Raw genomic sequence first — 16792 nt, 5'->3', positions numbered from 1 at the left:
CTACGCGGTGATGTCCTTCGCCGTGAAGCGCGCCCACGCCGCCGAACCGAAGACGGTCGCGTAGAGGGCCTGGAGACCGAGGTTGCGTATCAGGTCGTCCCAGTAGACCGGCTCGCGCATCAGGTCGGCGAAGGACAGCCAGTAGTGGGAGAAGAGGTACGGGTGGATCGCGTGCAGCTGCGGTATCTGGTCGAGGATCTGCACGGTGATCAGCAGCCCGACGGTCGTCGCCATCGCCGCGATACCGCTGTTGGTCAGCGTCGAGACGAACAGGCCGAGCGCCGCCACGCCGATCAGTGACGCGGCGACCACGAGGGCGATCAGCAGTGCCCTGGCCAGGCCCTCCGCGAAGCCGATCCGCGTGCCGGAGATGGTCGTGAGGTCGCCCAGCGGGAACAGCAGCGCCCCGACGGTCAGCGCCGAGACGGCGACGACCAGGGTGGCCGCCAGGCAGAAGGCCATCGCGGTGGCGTACTTGGTGAGCAGCAGGCGGGTACGGCCGGCCGGGGCGACCAGGAGATAGCGCAGGGTCCCGGCGTTGGCCTCGCCGGCTATCGCGTCGCCCGCGACGACGCCGACGGCCATCGGCAGGAAGAACGGCAGGGTCGCGGCGAGGGCGGTGAAGACGAGGAAGAGGCCGTTGTTGGTGATCTGCGCGATGAACGCCGGTCCCTCTCCGCCGCCACCGCCACCGCCGACGGACGAGCCGTCGCTGGTCTCGATCTTCACGGCGATGCCGACCAGGACGGGCACGCCGGCCAGCACACCGAGCAGCGCGAGGGTGCGCCAGCGCCGGAAGGTGGTGACGAGTTCGCTGCGCAGCAGCCCGAAGGTCCACAGCGGGCCACGGCAGGAGCCGACGATCTCAGCCGGCGACATCGAAGCCCTCCCCCGTCAGCGCCACGAACGCGTCCTCCAGGGACGCCCGTTCCACCCCGAAGCCGCGGACCCGCACCCCTGCCTGGACCAACGCGGCGGTCAGCTCGGCGAGTTCCCCCTCCGGCGGCTCCCCGGTCACCCGGTCCTCGGCGACCGACACATCGCCGACCCCGCGCTCCTTGAGCACCCGGGCCGCGTCACCGGTGTCCGGTGTGGTCACCACCAGCCGGCCCCGCGCGCCCGCCGCCAGGTCGGCCACCGCGCCCTGGATGATCAGCCGGCCCTGCGCCATGACCGCCGCGTGCGTGCAGACCTGCTCGATCTCGTCGAGGAGGTGGGAGGAGAGGAACACGGTCGTGCCGTCGGAGGCCAGCTCGCGGATCAGGGCGCGGATCTCCCGCATGCCCTGCGGGTCGAGCCCGTTGGTCGGCTCGTCCAGGACGAGCAGGCGGCGCGGCTGGAGCAGGGCGGCGGCGAGTCCCAGCCGCTGTTTCATGCCGAGCGAGTAGGCCTTCGCCTTCTTGCCGGCGGCCGCGGCCAGCCCCACCCGGTCCAGCGCCGCCGCGACGCGCGCACGCCGGGTTCGCGGGTCCGCGGAGGGGTCGGCGGGTCGTACCGCAGGAGGTTGTCGCGGCCGGAGAGGAAGCCGTACAGGGCCGGGCCCTCGATGAGGGCGCCCACGTGCGGGAGCACGGCGCGGGTGCCCTGGGGCATGGGACGCCCCAGCACGTGCGCCGTGCCCGACGTGGGCTCGATCAGGCCCATCAGCATGCGGATGGTGGTGGTCTTTCCGGAGCCGTTGGGACCGAGGAAGCCGAAGACGCTGCCCGCCGGGACGGTCAGGTCGAGGCCGTCGACGGCGAGCTGTCCGCCGCGGTAGCGCTTGGTGAGCGCGCGGGTGTGGATGACGCCCTCACCCGCGACGTCGCGCGGCGCTCCCGTGACGGACGTGTCGCCCATGCGTTCCCCCGATGCGTCGGACACGTACCGATCTCAGCGGCCCGGGACCGGACCCCGGCTTCCGGCCCGGGGCCGTCGTCCACCTGCGGACCGGACCCGGCCCGGGTTCACTTCCCCGACTCGGCCGCCTTCACCAGCGCGTCCTTCGTGACGGCGCCGACGTAGACCTTGCCGTCGTCCGTGATCAGCGCGTTGACCAGGCGGGTCGTGAAGACCGTACCCGAGCCGAACTTGCCGGTCACCTCGTCGCCCAGGGAGCCGAGGAAGCCGCCCGCGGCGCCCATCTCGCCCAGGTCACCGCGCCCGGCGCCGGAGGGCGCGCCCTCGGCGCCGGTGTCGAGGACGGCGACGGAGGTCCAGCCCTCGCCGATGACGTTCAGCCCGTCCAGGCCCTTGGCGAAGTCCTCCTCCTCGGGCCGCGGCGAGTGCTCCGGCGCGTCCACGCTGCCCTCCTCGGTCACCTTCGCGCCCTTGGGCGGGGTGAAGTCGAAGGTCGACGCGGCCGGCTTGGCGAAGCTGACCTGCGTGAAGCCCGCGTCCACCACGGCGGCGCCGCCGCTCGCCGGGGTCAGCGTGAACTTCAGCGGCATCCCGGTCCGCGCGTCCACCGCGACGCTGATCGCGCCCACCGTGGACCCGGTCTGCTTCGGCTTGATGACCAGCTTGTAGGCGTCCCGGCCGGCGACCTGCGCGGTGCCGTCGACGGTCACGGACGTGGTGTCGTCGACCGCCTTCAGCGCCTCCTCGGTCAGGTCCTTGGGCGTGGCCGGGACCTCTTCCTCGCGCTGCTCGGGGCCCTCGGCCGCGGTGCCGTGGTAGACCTCGTTGGAGGCGCTGTCGTAGCCCCAGACGTCCTTGCCGTTGCGGATCAGGCTGTACTCGGCGGCGTCCTCCAGGAGCGACAGCTTCTGCTTGTCGGGGCCGTCGACGGCGACGCGCAGGGTGTGCGTGCCGGAGGCCAGCTCGGTCAGCTTCGCCGACGGGTCGGCGGAGGAGCCCTCGCCGCCGGACGGGGTCGCGCCGGACATCAGGTCGCTCTCCAGGCCGCCCAGGTCGGGCAGTCCCAGATCGGTGCTGATCTTCACCGTGCCGGACAGCTGCTGCACGTCCGACGCCGCGATCTTCTCGATGAGTTGCTGCGCGGTGATCTCCGGCAGGTCGGGGCTGCCGGAGTCGGCGATCGCGGGAACGAGCCCGATGGTCCCCGCCGCCACCCCCAGGACCGCCGCCGGGACGCCGTACCGTGCGGCCCTGCGCCGCCGCGCCGCGCGCAATTCGTCCGCGTCCGCCACGGCCGTGGTGTCGTCCGATTCGTACGGTGCCATGTGTGCCTTACCTCCGTCGTCGGCGGCGGCTGCCTCGTCACGTCCCCGCATGGGTCCCACCCTGAGCCGCCATTCTCACCCGGATCGGCGAGATGTGGTGTGTTCCGTGGTCTCCATCTGACCAAATCGGAGGGCGAGAAGCGTCAGACCCGGGAGCCAACCGCGCGTACTGCTGCGGTATGACACGGCAGGACCGCAGGTCCCCCGACCCGTAGGGGACGGGGGCGTCGCAGGCGTCCACGCGACGGGGGTGGGAGCGGGACAGGAACCGGCCGAGCCGGAGCCTGCCGTGCGGGATCAGCCGGCCCGGTGCACCACGGCGTCGCACAGCTCGGTCAGCGCCGCCTTCGCGTCGCACTCGGGCAGCGGCGCGAGCGCCGCTCGCGCCTCCTCGGCGAACCGCACGGTGTCCCGCCGCGCCTGCTCCAGCGCCGGGTGCACCCGCAGGGCGGCCAGGGCCTCCGCGTGCCGCGCGTCGTCGGTCAGATCGGAGGCGAGCAGCTCGCACAGCGCGACGTCCTCGGCCAGCCCCAGCCGGGCGGCCCGCTCCCGCAGCCGCAGCACGGGCATGGTCGGGATGCCCTCGCGCAGGTCCGTCCCCGGCGTCTTGCCGGACTCGTGGGAGTCGGAGGCGATGTCCAGCACGTCGTCCGCGAGCTGGAAGGCGACGCCCAGTCGCTCCCCGTACTGGGTGAGCACGTCCACCACCGACTCGTCCGCGCCGGACATCATCGCGCCGAACCGGCACGACACCGCCACCAGCGATCCCGTCTTGCCGGCCAGCACGTCGAGGTAGTGCTCGACCGGGTCCCGCCCGTCCGAGGGCCCCGCGGTCTCCAGGATCTGGCCGGTGACCAGCCGTTCGAACGCCTCGGCCTGCACGCGCACCGCCTCGGGCCCGAGGTCGGCCAGGATGTGCGAGGCGCGGGCGAACAGGAAGTCGCCCGTGAGGACGGCCACGGAGTTGCCCCAGCGGACGTTGGCGCTCGGCACCCCGCGCCGTACCGCGGCCTCGTCCATGACGTCGTCGTGGTACAGCGTCGCGAGGTGGGTCAGCTCCACGACCACGGCGGAGGGCACGACTCCGGGCGCGTAGGGGTCACCGAACCGGGCGGTCAGCATCACGAGCAGCGGCCGGAACCGCTTCCCGCCGGCCCGCACCAGATGCTGCGCGGCCTCCGTGATGAACGGGACCTCGCTCTTGGTGGCTTCGAGCAACCCTTCCTCGACAGCCGCCAATCCGGCCTGGACATCGGCTTCCAGAGCCTGGTCCCGCACGCTCAGCCCGAACGGCCCGACGACGGTCACGAGGGGTCTCCTGTCTGCTGGTGTCTACTGGCGATTACGCGGAATGTCGATAGGTCGCTGCCTTCACTCAAGTCAGCGTATCCGGTCACGTTTCGATCACCGAGGCCGCCCACCGTTACACCTCGGGCGGTATCGGATCAGACCGGGTATGTTTTTGATCAGTTGATATGAGCAGGTATTCCTCGCCTTAGCCGGAAGAATTGCCTCTTGCCCCGGACCGCCGTCGCCACCGGCCCGGAGAGCCTCGCCACCCGCCGACGCCCGCCCCTCCCCGGCCGCGACCTTCCCGGCCGCCCCAGGGGCCTGCCCACCCGCCGCCGTCACCCGGCCGGACGCGGGCACGCCGCGATGTTCGCGGTTCCGCCGGAGGGGATGCCCCGGGCCGCCCAGTGGACCACTTTCGCGTCGGCGACCACCGCCGCCTTCGCAACGCCGCTCGCGTCGGCCGGCCGGACGGCCGGGAACCGTGCCGTCGCACCCCGGCCGCGCCCCACCGTGCACCCGGTCCCCTGAAGCCGTCCCTGGGTTCATGCTCATGCACATCCGTACGCCCTTCCCCTACGAGACGACTCACGAGGACCTCCGTATCCCGCTGCCCGACGGAAGACGGTTGTACGCGCGCGCAGGGCGCCCGATCACGGACGACCCCGTACCGGTACTCCTGGCGTACCACCTGTCCCGCCCGACCGACTGGACCGCACCCGCGACCACCAGCGCCACCTTCTAGTACGCCGGCCACGGCTGCGCCTCCGTGTCGCGGCCCTCGCGCCCGAGCCGCCCGAGCCGCCGAGCCATTCAAGACGATCGCCACGGTCCGCTCCTCGGAGGACCGCTAGGACAACGACGCTCACTACAGGGGAGGTTCCGTCCTCGCCGTCGAGTGCACGCCCGAGCGGCGACCACACTGGCCCGAACGTGAGGACCGCTGGCGCCACGGCAGCGTCCGCGAGGACTACGGCGAGCGGCATCCGAACCGCCGTGCTCGCCGTGGCCGGCCGGCACGCCCCGCACCCCGACACCCTGCTCCGCCTCGGCGAGCACCTCCGTCCGACCGTGTTCGCGGCTGACCGGCCCCTGACCACGCCGGCACCCGGACCGCGCGGGCCCGCCCGGCCCGGTGATCGGCTTCCCTTCCGGAGTCCTGCGCCGGCGGAATCACTGGCTGAAGCACGAGGAGACAGGGTGCTCTCCGAGCCACTGCTGCGCTCCCACGTCATGAACGCCACACCCGCCGGGCCGGCGCGGCTGCGGCTGACGTCACAGGTGCCGCGCGGGCAGGTGATCGAGAGCCGGTGCGATCCGGCGCCGGACGAACCCCGACCCTGGTGACACGGGGTGTGATGAACCTCTCCGCGCGCGAGGACGCGGCCGGGGCGTGCCGTGGAGACCGGGCCACCGAGGAACGCGCGCGTGCATCCGTGCCGACCGTCCGCTTCGACGAACCGGAGCAGTCCGAGCCGCCCGGCGTGGCCCACCCGGCCGCCCTCGACGAGCCGCGCCACGGCGGCACGCGGATGGCCCCCGACGGCCCGGAGGGCTCGGAGGACGCGGTCGACACGTACACCGTCCGCGAGGACGATCCGCCGTGCGCCCGCACCCGCTCGGACCGCTCGATCCGGCCGTACCGCCTGGAGTCGGGCTGGGACCCGCCGGTCCGGACGCGGTCGGGGACCCAGTACCACGGGGGGCTTTCTGCCCTTTTTTAGGGCGATTTGCACCCCTGGAAGCAAAGCCGCCTTCCATCACACCCGGAACAAGCGCACCCCACGAGCCGCCGCTTGAGCAGCACTTGGGCCGATTGCCCGATTTGCCATTCTTCTGCAGGCGAGTGAGTTGGCTCACGCACACGCCTTTGCAAGTTCCTCACAGGCATCCCGTGATCCGCCTTGGCGCATCACCGAGTTGAGCCTGTGCTGCCGCAAAGGATCAAGCATGCCAAAAGCGCGATTCGAAGATCAAATCGCGCAATATGCATGTCCACCACTTGTTTCGGACATGTGCTCTCGCATACGTTCCCGGCCAGTCGGGCGGAACGCCGAATCCTGCCGCCGCCCGCGCCACCCATGACGGACTACTCACCGCACGGCAGGAGCGGGGGAACCAGGTAAGCCGCCGAACCGGCCGTCTTATTCCAGACACCGGAACGGCTTGGGGTGAAGTCGCACTCGCAAGGGCGCGGCCGGGCACCTCCCCGCCCGAACCCGACAGCTCACCTCGCAGGCGACGGAGAGGACAACCCCCATGCCTGCAAACGGTCAGCCCAGCAGCACCCGCTCTGCCCGCATCGCCCGCAAGCTCGCCGTCGTCGGTACCGGCGCCGCCGTGCTCGCCCTCCCGCTGATCGGGGCCACCAGCGCCTCCGCCGCCACGCCCACGGCCGCCCCCGCCGCGACCACCGTCACGACGTACGCGAACAACCTCGACGGCTGGATCCGACAGTCGCTCGACATCATGGCGCAGCACGGGATCCCCGGGTCGTACGACGGCATCTACCGCAACATCATGCGCGAGTCGTCCGGCAACCCCTACGCCATCAACAACTGGGACTCCAACGCCGCCAAGGGCACCCCGTCGAAGGGTCTGCTCCAGGTCATCGACCCGACCTTCGCGGCCTACCACGTGCCCGGCACGGCGTTCGACCCGTACGACCCGGTCGCCAACATCACCGCCGCCTGCAACTACGCGGCCGACCGCTACGGCTCCATCGACAACGTCTTCGGCGCGTACTGAGCCCTGGCGAGAAGCCGCTCGAGGACGACGGCTACGCCGTCGTCCTCGTTCGACAGGGTGACCTCGTCGGCCACCGCCTTCAGTTCGGGGTGGGCGTTGGCCATGGCGACGCCGTGTGCCGCCCAGTCGAACATGGGGATGTCGTTGGGCATGTCCCCGAAGGCGATGGTCTGTTCCGGGCTCAGGCCCAGATGCCGGGCCGCCAGCGCCAGCCCGGTCGCCTTGGTGATGCCGCACGGCTGAAGCTCGACCGTCCCCGGCCCCGACATGGTGACGGTCGCCAGCGAGCCGACCACCGTGCGGGCCACCGCCGCCAACTCGTCGTCGGACAGGGTCGGATGCCGCAGCAGTACCTTGCTGATCGGCGCGCACCACAGGTCGTCGCGGTGGCCGACCCGCACCGCGGGCAGCGTCGGGTGCGGCATCAGATACCCCGGTTCGATGAGCGTGAGCCCGTCGACGCCGTCCTGGTCGACGGCCGCGTACACCTGGCCGATCTCGGCCTCGATCTTGCCGAGGGCGGTCTCGGCCAGTTCCCGGTCCAGCCTGACGGACCACAGCAGACGGTCCGCGCCGGCGTCGTACAACTGCGCGCCCTGCCCGCACACCGCGAGCCCCCCGCCGCCCAGGGCGTCCAGCAGCGGTCGCACCCTCGGTGCCGGCCGGCCGGTCACCACCAGATGCCGGGCCCCGGCCGCCGAGACCCGCGCGAGCGCGGCGAGCGAGCGGTCGGAGACCGTGTCGTCGCCGCGCAGCAGCGTTCCGTCCAGGTCAGTGGCGATGAGGGCGTAGTCGGTGCGCGCGTACTCGGTGCGCGCGGCATATGCGGTGGGTGCGGCCATGATCAGAGAATACGGACACCACACCCGCACCGTTCATCCCCAACTGCCTTTCATCTGTCTGCTTTTCACCCCCACGTGGTGCCCGCCGGCTCCTTGATCGTCGCGTTGACGCGGTTGAACATGTTCGTCAGCGAGATGGTGAGGATCAGGGCCGACAGCTGCTTCTCGTCGAAGTGGTCGGCGACCTCGTCCCACAACGCGTCCGGAACCGGCTCCTCGGACCGGTCGGCCAGCCGTGTCACCGTCTCCGCGAGCGTGAGGGCGGCGCGTTCGGCGTCGTTGTAGTAGGGAGCGTGCCGCCAGGCGACGACCGAGGCGATGCGCTCCTCGCTCACGCCCGCCTTGCGCAGATTGTGCACATGTCCGTAGACGCACGCGCAGCATCCGTTGATCTGACTGACCCGCAGCGCCACGAACTCCGCGATCTCCTGGTCCAGCCCGCCCTCGCCGATGGCCTGGACGAGGGTGCCGATGCCCTTCAGCCCGTCCGGCAGGACGTACGCCGGGTTCTTCATCCGTGCCCGCATGGTGCCGCCTCCTGTTGTCAGTGGCCAGTGCGATCCTTGCTTTCACCGCACTGACGGATGGGGGGCGGTCGTTGTGACGGAGCGGCGGGACGGGCTTCCGGCGCACGCAGGTCGGGGCACGAGCATCCCCTTCTCGGACAAACCGGATCTTCTTCGCGTTTTATGCACTGCCCAAGACGGGGACCAGGGCCGTAACGTGATCCGCGACCGCACGGACCGCACGTACGAAAGTGAGGCAGTACCTCATGCCCCCCTTCGATGTCCCCGAGGGCGACCCCTTCGGTCCGCACAACCTTCCGTACGGCGTGTTCTCACCCGTCGGCTCCGCCGAACGGACGGTGGGTGTGCGCCTCGGCGACCACGTCCTCGACGCCGGCGCGGCGGCCCTGGCCCTTGGCTCCCCGTACGCCGAACTGCTGGCCCGCCCGACCCTGAACCCGTTGCTCGCCGCGGGCCGCACCGCCTGGTCGGACGTCCGGCGGGCGCTGACCGCCTGGGTCAGCGTGCCCTCCCACCGCGAGACCCTCGCGCCCCTGATGTACCCCCTGTCCTCGGTGACCCTGCACCTGCCCTTCGAGGTCGCGGACTACGTCGACTTCTACGCGTCCGAGAACCACGCCCGCAACGTCGGCCGGATGTTCCGCCCGGAGGCCGCCGACTCCCTCACGCCCAACTGGAAGCATCTGCCGATCGGATACCACGGCCGCTCCGGCACCGTCGTCGTCTCCGGCACGGACGTCGTCCGGCCCTCCGGCCAGCGCAAGGCCCCGGCCGACGCCGCTCCGGCCTTCGGCCCGTCCGCCCGCCTGGACATCGAGGCCGAGGTCGGCTTCGTGGTGGGCGTCCCGTCGGCGATGGGCACGCCGGTGCCGCTGTCCGGCTTCCGCGACCACGTCTTCGGCCTGTGCCTCCTGAACGACTGGTCCGCACGCGACATCCAGGCCTGGGAGTACGTTCCTCTCGGCCCGTTCCTCGGCAAGTCCTTCGCCACCTCGGTGTCGGCGTGGATCACGCCGCTGGACGCGCTGGACGAGGCGCGGGTGGCCCCGCCCGGGCGGACGCACCCCCTGCTGCCGTACCTGGACGACGCCGAGGAGGAACCCGGCGGCTACGACCTCCGCATCTCCGTCGCCCTCAACGGTCACGTCGTCGCGGAGCCTCCCTTCTCCACCATGTACTGGACCGCGGCGCAGCAACTCGCCCACATGACCGTCAACGGGGCATCCCTGCGCACCGGCGATCTGTACGGCTCGGGCACGGTCAGCGGACCGACCGAGCGCGAGCGCGGCTCTCTTCTGGAGCTGACCTGGAACGGCCGCGACGCTCTCGAACTGCCCGACGGGAAGCGGACATTCCTGGAGGACGGCGACGTCGTGACGATGACGGCCTGGGCTCCGGGGGCGGGCGGGGTGCGCGTGGGGCTCGGCGAGGTGACCGGACGGGTCGTCTCCCGGTGAGGTTTCCGAGCCGACCTCGGCCTCGGCACTGACTCCGGCCGCCCGTCACCGTCATACTGACGGGCGGGCGGCGCGCGCCACGCGTGGCGCGGGCGCGCGATGCGTGCATGTACGGCGTGTGGCGCGGCGTTGGGATGTGTTCACGTACGGCGTGTGGCGCGGGCGTGCGACGCGTACGGCCGTGAGCGCCGCCCGCACCGCACGACCAGAAGCCGCCCCACTCCCGACCAGGATCCGGAGCCCGTGGCATGACCGTCTGCCTGCTCCTGCTGAGCGTCGTCGCCCTGACGGCCGCCGTACCGGCCCCCCGCACGCTGGTCAGGGCCGCCTGGCCCGAACGGGAGCCCGTCGTCGGGCTGTGGGTGTGGCAGTGCCTGGTCGCCACCGTCCTGCTGTGCTGCCTGACCGCGCTGGTCCTGGGCGCTGCGGCCGTCTTCCAGACCGTGCGCGACCAGGTCTTCGCACCGGCCCCGCCTCGCGTCGCCGCCGCCTACGACCTGTCGGTGGCGCCGCTGTGGGCCACCGCGCTGACGCTGCTGCTGGCCTGCGGCGCCGCGTGGACCACCGCGATGCTCGTACGCGAGCTGTTCGAGGCCCGGCGCCGCCGCGCCCGGGCCCGCGCGCACCTGCGCGAACGCGCCCCCGACCTGCCCGCGGGCCTCGGAGCCGGGCGCGGTCCGCTGCTCGTCCTGGAGGACGAGTACCCCGACGCCTGGTGGATGCCGGGCAGCCCGCCCCAGCTGATCGTCACCACCGGCGCACTGCACCGTCTCACCGACCACCAGCTCGACGCCGTCCTCACCCACGAGCGCGGCCACGCCCGCGCCCGCCACGACTGGCTGCTGCACCTGTCCACCGCGCTGGCCACCGGCTTCCCCCGCGTGCCCCTCTTCACGCACTTCTGCGACCAGACCCACCGCCTGGTCGAACTCGCCGCCGACGACACGGCGTCCCGCCGCTGCGGCCACCTGACCACGGCACTGGCGCTGATCGAACTCAACCAGCACCGGGGCGTCCTCTCCTGCGCCTCCAGCCACCGCCTCCTGGGCGAACGCGTGGACCGTCTCCTGGAGCCCCCCGCTCGGCTGGACCGCAGACACCGGGCCCTGACGACGACTGCGGCGGCTCTGGTGCCCTTGCTCCCGCTGCTGATCACCTTCGCGCCCGGCCTGACGGCGCTGTCGTAGCGGCGAGCGGGGGCGGGAGCCCCGGTCGGCGGATGCGCGCGCGACAGCACGGTGCCCAGCCCGGCACCGCTGCCGCCACTGCCGCCACTGCCGCCACTGCCGCTACTGCTGCATCCAGTCGTCAGGCTCCGGCTCCGCGTCCGTCTCGGGCCAGTCGTCGTGCGCCTCCGGGTCCGCGTCGGTCGCGTCGGCCGCGGCGGCCGGGGTCGCGTCCGCCGCTGCCGGTGCCGCGTCGGCCGCCGCAGCCGTGCCGGGCGCACCGCCCACGGAGGCCAGCACCGCCAGCACGCCCTCCCCGTACGTCGCCAGTTTCTTCTCGCCGACTCCGCCGATGCCGCCGAGCTGAGCCACCGTGGTGGGCCACACCGTGGCGATCTCCCGCAGCGTGGCGTCGTGGAAGATGACGTAGGCCGGGACGCCCTGTTCGCGGGCCTGTTCGGCGCGCCAGGCGCGCAGCGCCTCGAATGCGGGCAGCAGTTCCTCGGGCAGCTCGGTCGCGGCGGCCTTGGCCTTGCGCTCGCCCCGCCCGGACGACGAGGACCCGGCCCCCGCGCTCACCGGCTTCTTCGGCTCCTTGCGCAGCGGCACCTCCCGCTCCCGCCGCAGCACCGCACCGCTGGCCTCGGTCAGCACCAGCGTCCCGTACTCCCCCTCGACCGCGAGCAGACCCTGCGCCAGCAGCTGCCGGACGACACCCCGCCATTCGCCCTCGGTGAGCTCCTGGCCGATGCCGAACACGGAGAGCTGGTCGTGGTCGAACTGGATCACCTTGCCGGTGCGCTTGCCCAGCAGGATGTCGACGATCTGCACCGCGCCGAACTTCTGACCCCGCTCCCGCTGCAGCCGCACCACCGTCGACAGCACCTTCTGCGCCGCGATGGTGCCGTCCCAGGTCTCGGGCGGCGTGAGACAGGTGTCGCAGTTGCCGCAGCCGGCCGGGTCCGGGTCCTGCCCGAAGTAGGCGAGCAGCTGGCCCCGGCGGCACCGGGCGGTCTCGCACAGTGCGAGCATCGCGTCCAGATGCGCCGCCGCCCGGCGCCGGAACGCCTCGTCGCCCTCGCCTGACTGGATCAGCTTGCGCTGCTGTACGACGTCGTTGAGGCCGTACGCCATCCAGGCCGTGGACGGCAGCCCGTCCCGCCCGGCACGGCCCGTCTCCTGGTAGTAGCCCTCCACCGACTTCGGCAGGTCCAGGTGGGCCACGAACCGCACGTCCGGCTTGTCGATGCCCATCCCGAAGGCGATCGTCGCCACGACGACCAGCCCGTCCTCGCGCAGGAAGCGGGACTGGTGTGCCGCGCGCGTACCCGCGTCCAGCCCCGCGTGGTACGGCACCGCCTCGATCCCGTTCCTGGTCAGGAACTCGGCCGTCGACTCCACCGACTTGCGCGACAGGCAGTAGACGATCCCCGCGTCGCCCGCGTGCTCCTCGCGCAGGAAGCTCAGCAGCTGCTTCTTGGGGTCCGCCTTGGGCACGATCCGGTACTGGATGTTGGGCCGGTCGAAGCTCGCCACGAAGTGCCGGGCCGTCGGCATGTTCAGCCGCTGGGTGAGCTCCTGGTGCGTGGCCCGCGTGGCGGTCGCCGTGAGCGCGATCCGCGGCACGTCGGGCCAGCGCTCGCCGAGCAGCGACAGCGTCAGGTAGTCGGGCCGGAAGTCGTGCCCCCACTGGGACACGCAGTGCGCCTCGTCGATCGCGAAGACGGAGATCTTCCCGCGCGACAGCAGGTCCAGCGTGGCGTCGAGTCGCAGCCGCTCCGGCGCCAGGTACAGCAGGTCCAGTTCGCCGGCGAGGAACTCGGCCTCCACCACGCGCCGCTCGTCGAAGTCCTGCGTGGAGTTGACGAACCCGGCGCGCACACCGAGCGCTCGCAGCGCGTCCACCTGGTCCTGCATCAGGGCGATGAGCGGCGAGACGACGATGCCCGTGCCCGGTCTGACGAGGGCCGGGATCTGGTAGCAGAGGGACTTGCCGCCGCCGGTCGGCATGAGGACGACGGCGTCGCCACCGGCCACCACATGCTCGATGACCGCTTCCTGCTCTCCACGGAAGGCGTCGTACCCGAACACCTTGTGGAGTGCAGCCAACGCCTCGCTGTCAGCCACTGCCGCCATGCCGCCTACCCCGCCTGTCCCACCCATCGCCGTGCCCCCGTACGTCGCGTCTCGACCACTGCGTCCACGATAGGCGCCCGCACCGACAGCCCCGGAGTTGTCCACAGGCCGGCCCCTCCCGTCTGCGTTCTCGATGAGGGCAGCGAAACGCCCGTGGAAACGGAACGCCCCCCGCAACGCAACGGCCCTCCCCGGTCAACGGGGAGGGCCACCGCGCACGCGGGTGCCGTACGCCGGGAACGCGTCAGCGCACGAACACCCCCGCGTCCCCGGCCAGCTCCAGGAAGTACTGCGGCGCCACGCCCAGCACCAGCGTGACTGCCACGCCCACCCCGATCGCCGTCACCGTCAGCGGCGACGGCACCGCCACCGTCGGCCCCTCCGGCTTCGGGTCGCTGAAGAACATCAGCACGATCACCCGGATGTAGAAGAACGCGGCGATCGCCGACGAGATCACGCCGATCACCACGAGCGGCGCCGCGCCGCCCTCCGCCGCCGCCTTGAACACGGCGAACTTGCCGGCGAAACCCGAGGTCAGCGGGATGCCGGCGAAGGCCAGCAGGAAAACCGCGAACACGGCCGCCACCAGCGGCGACCTGCGTCCGAGCCCGGCCCACTTGGACAGGTGCGTCGCCTCACCGCCGGCGTCCCGCACCAGCGTCACCACCGCGAACGCCCCGATGGTCACGAACGAGTACGCCAGCAGGTAGAAGAGCACGGAGGACACACCGTCCGGCGTGGTCGCGATGACACCCGCGAGGATGAATCCCGCGTGCGCGATCGACGAGTACGCGAGCAGTCGCTTGATGTCGGTCTGGGTGATCGCGACGATCGCGCCGCCCAGCATGGTGACGATCGCGACGCCCCACATCACCGGCCGCCAGTCCCAGCGCAGGCCGGGCAGCACGACGTACAGGATGCGCAGCAGCGCGCCGAACGCGGCGACCTTCGTCGCCGCCGCCATGAAGCCGGTCACCGGCGTCGGCGCGCCCTGGTACACGTCCGGCGTCCACATGTGGAACGGCACCGCTCCCACCTTGAACAGCAGCCCCATCACGATCAGCGCGGCGCCGAGCAGCAGCAGCACGTCGTTGCCCATCGTGTTCGCGAGGGCGGGAGTGATGTCGGTGATGGTGCCGTCGACGACCTGCGCGATCGTGCCGTACGACATCGAGCCGGAGTAGCCGTACAGCAGCGCGATGCCGAACAGCGTGAACGCGGAGGCGAACGCGCCGAGCAGGAAGTACTTGACCGCGGCCTCCTGCGACATCAGCCGCTTGCGGCGGGCCAGCGCGCACATCAGGTACAGCGGCAGCGAGAAGACCTCCAGGGCCACGAAGAGCGTCAGCAGATCGTTGGCCGCGGGGAAGAGCAGCATGCCGGAGACCGCGAAGAGCAGCAGCGGGAAGACCTCGGTGGTGGTGAAACCGGCCTTGACCGCCGCCTTCTCGCTGTCGCTGCCGGGTACCGACGCCGCCTGCGCGGCGAAGGAGTCGACCCGGTTGCCGTGCGCGGCCGGGTCGAGCCGCCGCTCGGCGAAGGTGAACAGGGCGACCAGCCCGGCCAGCAGGATGGTGCCCTGCAGGAACAGGGCCGGTCCGTCGACCGCGATCGCGCCCATGGCCGCGATCCGGGCCTTCGTGGTGCCGTACCCGTCCGCGGCGAGGGCGACGACCGCGGCGAAGCCGGCGGCCAGCCCCACGGCGGACACGAACATCTGCGCGTAGTAACGGGACTTGCGCGGGACGAACGCCTCGACCAGCACCCCGATGATCGCCGCGCCGATCACGATCAGCATGGGCGAGAGCTGGGCGTACTCGATCTTCGGCGCGTCGATCTTGCCGAGGGGCTCGGCCGCGGTTGTCCACAGGCTGTGGACGGCTGTTGCACTCACTTGGCCGCCTCCACCTCGGGCCGGGGGTCCTGCTTCTGTACGTCGGACATGGTCTGCTTCACCGCCGGGTTGACGATGTCCGTGACGGGCTTCGGGTAGACGCCCAGGAAGATCAGCAACGCGACCAGCGGGGCGACCACCACGAGTTCACGCACCCGCAGATCCGGCATCGCGGAGACCTCCGGCTTCACCGGGCCCGTCATCGTCCGCTGGTAGAGGACGAGGGTGTAGAGCGCGGCGAGGACGATGCCGAAGGTGGCGATGATGCCGATCACCGGGTAGCGCGCGAACGTGCCGACCAGGACCAGGAATTCACTGACGAAGGGTGCGAGTCCGGGCAGCGACAGGGTCGCCAGGCCGCCGATCAGGAAGGTGCCGGCGAGCACCGGAGCGACCTTCTGGACACCGCCGTAGTCCGCGATGAGCCGCGAGCCGCGCCGCGAGATCAGGAAGCCGGCCACCAGCATCAGCGCGGCCGTCGAGATCCCGTGGTTGACCATGTAGAGCGTCGCGCCGGACTGGCCCTGGCTGGTCATCGCGAAGATGCCCATGATGATGAAGCCGAAGTGCGAGATCGACGCGTACGCGATCAGGCGCTTCATGTCGCGCTGGCCGACGGCGAGCAGGGCGCCGTACACGATGCTGATCAGGGCGAGCACGAGGATGACGGGTGTCGCCCACTTGCTCGCCTCCGGGAACAGCTGGAGGCAGAAGCGGAGCATCGCGAAGGTGCCGACCTTGTCCACGACCGCCGTGATGAGCACGGCGACCGGGGCGGTGGACTCCTGCATGGCGTTGGGCAGCCAGGTGTGCAGCGGCCACAGCGGCGCCTTCACCGCGAAGGCGAAGAAGAAGCCGAGGAACAGCCAGCGTTCGGTGCTGGTCGCCATCTCCAGCGAGCCGTTGGCCCGGGCCTCGGCGATCTCGGTGAGGGAGAAGTTCCCCGCCACCACGTACAGGCCGATCACCGCGGCCAGCATGATCAGGCCGCCGACCAGGTTGTAGAGCAGGAACTTCACGGCCGCGTACGACCGCTGCGTCGACGCCACCTTCTCACCGTGCTCGTGGGCGCGGTCCCCGAAGCCTCCGATGAGGAAGTACATCGGGATGAGCATGGCCTCGAAGAAGATGTAGAAGAGGAAGACGTCGGTGGCCTCGAAGGAGAGGATCACCATCGCCTCGACGGCCAGGATCAGGGCGAAGAAGCCCTGGGTGGGCCGCCACCGCCTGCTGCCGGTCTCCAGCGGGTCGGCGTCGTGCCAGCCCGCCAGGACGATGAACGGGATCAGCAGGGCGGTCAGCGCGATCAGCGCCACCGCGATGCCGTCCACGCCCAGCTCGTACCGGACGCCGAAGTCGGCGATCCAGGCGTGCGACTCGGTGAGCTGGTAGCGGGCGCCGTCCGGGTCGAAGCGGACCAGGACCGTGAGGGCGAGGACGAGCGTGGCGAGCGAGACGAGCAGCGCCAGCCATTTGGCGGCGGTGCGCCGCGCGGCCGGGACGGCGGCCGTGGCGATCGCCCCGAGCGCCGGGAGCGCCGCCGTCGCTGTCAGCAGAGGAAAGGACAT

Annotated in this window: 14 protein-coding genes, 2 pseudogenes and 1 riboswitch; of the genes and pseudogenes, 7 read left to right on the top strand and 9 right to left on the bottom strand. The window is 71.5% G+C overall.

Annotated elements, in window-relative coordinates:
- From IPT68_RS21140 to IPT68_RS21125, 4 genes and pseudogenes are all read right to left on the bottom strand, one after another.
- Entirely contained in the window at nt 1-879 is an 879-nt protein-coding gene (locus IPT68_RS21140; protein WP_189701380.1) for an ABC transporter permease, read from the bottom strand.
- Nucleotides 866-1839: pseudogene (locus tag IPT68_RS21135) on the bottom strand (ABC transporter ATP-binding protein). The gene IPT68_RS21140 and the pseudogene IPT68_RS21135 overlap by 14 nt, the downstream one beginning before the upstream one ends.
- A 107-nt stretch (nt 1840-1946) precedes the next feature.
- Nucleotides 1947-3164, bottom strand: a complete 1218-nt coding sequence (locus IPT68_RS21130) for a LolA family protein (protein WP_189701379.1) — start codon at nt 3162-3164, stop codon at nt 1947-1949.
- A gap of 297 nt (nt 3165-3461) precedes the next feature.
- Nucleotides 3462-4472 carry a polyprenyl synthetase family protein gene (locus IPT68_RS21125; protein WP_189701378.1) on the bottom strand — a complete coding sequence of 337 codons (1011 nt, stop codon included), beginning with the start codon at nt 4470-4472 and terminating at the stop codon, nt 3462-3464.
- 207 nt (nt 4473-4679) lie between these two features.
- On the opposite strand from IPT68_RS21125, the gene IPT68_RS21120 reads away from it, so the two are divergent.
- From IPT68_RS21120 to IPT68_RS21100, 5 genes and pseudogenes are all read left to right on the top strand, one after another.
- On the top strand, nt 4680-4985 hold the full coding sequence (locus IPT68_RS21120; RefSeq protein ID WP_189701377.1) for a hypothetical protein: 306 nt from the start codon (nt 4680-4682) through the stop codon (nt 4983-4985).
- A 22-nt stretch (nt 4986-5007) separates the two neighbouring features.
- A pseudogene (locus tag IPT68_RS35040) lies at nt 5008-5431 on the top strand (CocE/NonD family hydrolase); the annotation flags it as partial.
- A gap of 223 nt (nt 5432-5654) precedes the next feature.
- Nucleotides 5655-5801 (top strand): hypothetical protein, encoded by a 147-nt coding sequence (locus IPT68_RS21110; RefSeq protein WP_189701375.1) that lies wholly within the window; start codon nt 5655-5657, stop codon nt 5799-5801.
- Nucleotides 5802-5812: 11 nt separating this feature from the next.
- Nucleotides 5813-6178, top strand: coding sequence for a hypothetical protein (locus tag IPT68_RS21105; RefSeq protein ID WP_189701374.1), 366 nt, complete (start codon nt 5813-5815; stop codon nt 6176-6178).
- Between the two features lie 360 nt (nt 6179-6538).
- Nucleotides 6539-6708: riboswitch (cyclic di-AMP (ydaO/yuaA leader) on the top strand.
- 5 nt (nt 6709-6713) lie between these two features.
- Complete coding sequence (locus tag IPT68_RS21100; protein WP_189701373.1) at nt 6714-7202, top strand: transglycosylase SLT domain-containing protein; 489 nt, start codon at nt 6714-6716, stop codon at nt 7200-7202.
- On the opposite strand, the gene IPT68_RS21095 is transcribed toward IPT68_RS21100, so the two are convergent.
- Nucleotides 7166-8044 (bottom strand): HAD family hydrolase, encoded by an 879-nt coding sequence (locus tag IPT68_RS21095; RefSeq protein ID WP_189701372.1) that lies wholly within the window; start codon nt 8042-8044, stop codon nt 7166-7168. The two genes, IPT68_RS21100 and IPT68_RS21095, sit on opposite strands and share 37 nt — an antisense overlap.
- 65 nt (nt 8045-8109) lie before the next feature.
- Nucleotides 8110-8571 (bottom strand): carboxymuconolactone decarboxylase family protein, encoded by a 462-nt coding sequence (locus IPT68_RS21090; protein WP_189701371.1) that lies wholly within the window; start codon nt 8569-8571, stop codon nt 8110-8112.
- Between the two features lie 245 nt (nt 8572-8816).
- Between IPT68_RS21090 and fahA the strand changes: the two genes are divergently transcribed.
- Complete coding sequence (gene fahA / locus IPT68_RS21085; protein WP_189701370.1) at nt 8817-10028, top strand: fumarylacetoacetase; 1212 nt, start codon at nt 8817-8819, stop codon at nt 10026-10028.
- Nucleotides 10029-10276: 248 nt separating this feature from the next.
- Nucleotides 10277-11215 carry a M56 family metallopeptidase gene (locus IPT68_RS21080; RefSeq protein WP_189701369.1) on the top strand — a complete coding sequence of 313 codons (939 nt, stop codon included), beginning with the start codon at nt 10277-10279 and terminating at the stop codon, nt 11213-11215.
- A 102-nt stretch (nt 11216-11317) separates the two neighbouring features.
- On the opposite strand, the gene recQ is transcribed toward IPT68_RS21080, so the two are convergent.
- The 3 genes from recQ to IPT68_RS21065 all read right to left on the bottom strand — a co-directional run bounded on the left by recQ (nt 11318) and on the right by IPT68_RS21065 (nt 16792).
- Nucleotides 11318-13357 carry a DNA helicase RecQ gene (recQ, locus tag IPT68_RS21075; protein ID WP_189701368.1) on the bottom strand — a complete coding sequence of 680 codons (2040 nt, stop codon included), beginning with the start codon at nt 13355-13357 and terminating at the stop codon, nt 11318-11320.
- Between the two features lie 217 nt (nt 13358-13574).
- Nucleotides 13575-15224: an NADH-quinone oxidoreductase subunit NuoN gene (gene nuoN / locus IPT68_RS21070; RefSeq protein ID WP_194073997.1), complete on the bottom strand. Its 1650-nt coding sequence runs from the start codon at nt 15222-15224 to the stop codon at nt 13575-13577.
- A complete protein-coding gene (locus tag IPT68_RS21065) occupies nt 15221-16792 on the bottom strand; it encodes an NADH-quinone oxidoreductase subunit M (RefSeq protein WP_189701367.1) in 1572 nt (523 codons plus the stop codon). Before IPT68_RS21065 ends, nuoN begins: the two co-directional genes overlap by 4 nt.

Source organism: Streptomyces chromofuscus, from assembly GCF_015160875.1.
Taxonomy (GTDB): domain Bacteria; phylum Actinomycetota; class Actinomycetes; order Streptomycetales; family Streptomycetaceae; genus Streptomyces; species Streptomyces chromofuscus.
This window is presented reverse-complemented; position numbering and strand designations above follow the sequence as displayed.

What these genes read in the sequence shown, in the direction of transcription:
- IPT68_RS21140 (WP_189701380.1), bottom strand. Translation starts at nt 879, where the DNA reads ATGTCGCCGGCTGAGATCGTCGGCTCCTGCCGTGGCCCGCTGTGGACC.
- IPT68_RS21130 (WP_189701379.1), bottom strand. Translation starts at nt 3,164, where the DNA reads ATGGCACCGTACGAATCGGACGACACCACGGCCGTGGCGGACGCGGAC.
- IPT68_RS21105 (WP_189701374.1), top strand. Translation starts at nt 5,813, where the DNA reads ATGAACCTCTCCGCGCGCGAGGACGCGGCCGGGGCGTGCCGTGGAGAC.
- IPT68_RS21100 (WP_189701373.1), top strand. Translation starts at nt 6,714, where the DNA reads ATGCCTGCAAACGGTCAGCCCAGCAGCACCCGCTCTGCCCGCATCGCC.
- IPT68_RS21095 (WP_189701372.1), bottom strand. Translation starts at nt 8,044, where the DNA reads ATGGCCGCACCCACCGCATATGCCGCGCGCACCGAGTACGCGCGCACC.
- IPT68_RS21090 (WP_189701371.1), bottom strand. Translation starts at nt 8,571, where the DNA reads ATGCGGGCACGGATGAAGAACCCGGCGTACGTCCTGCCGGACGGGCTG.
- fahA (WP_189701370.1), top strand. Translation starts at nt 8,817, where the DNA reads ATGCCCCCCTTCGATGTCCCCGAGGGCGACCCCTTCGGTCCGCACAAC.
- IPT68_RS21080 (WP_189701369.1), top strand. Translation starts at nt 10,277, where the DNA reads ATGACCGTCTGCCTGCTCCTGCTGAGCGTCGTCGCCCTGACGGCCGCC.
- recQ (WP_189701368.1), bottom strand. Translation starts at nt 13,357, where the DNA reads ATGGGTGGGACAGGCGGGGTAGGCGGCATGGCGGCAGTGGCTGACAGC.
- IPT68_RS21065 (WP_189701367.1), bottom strand. Translation starts at nt 16,792, where the DNA reads ATGTCCTTTCCTCTGCTGACAGCGACGGCGGCGCTCCCGGCGCTCGGG.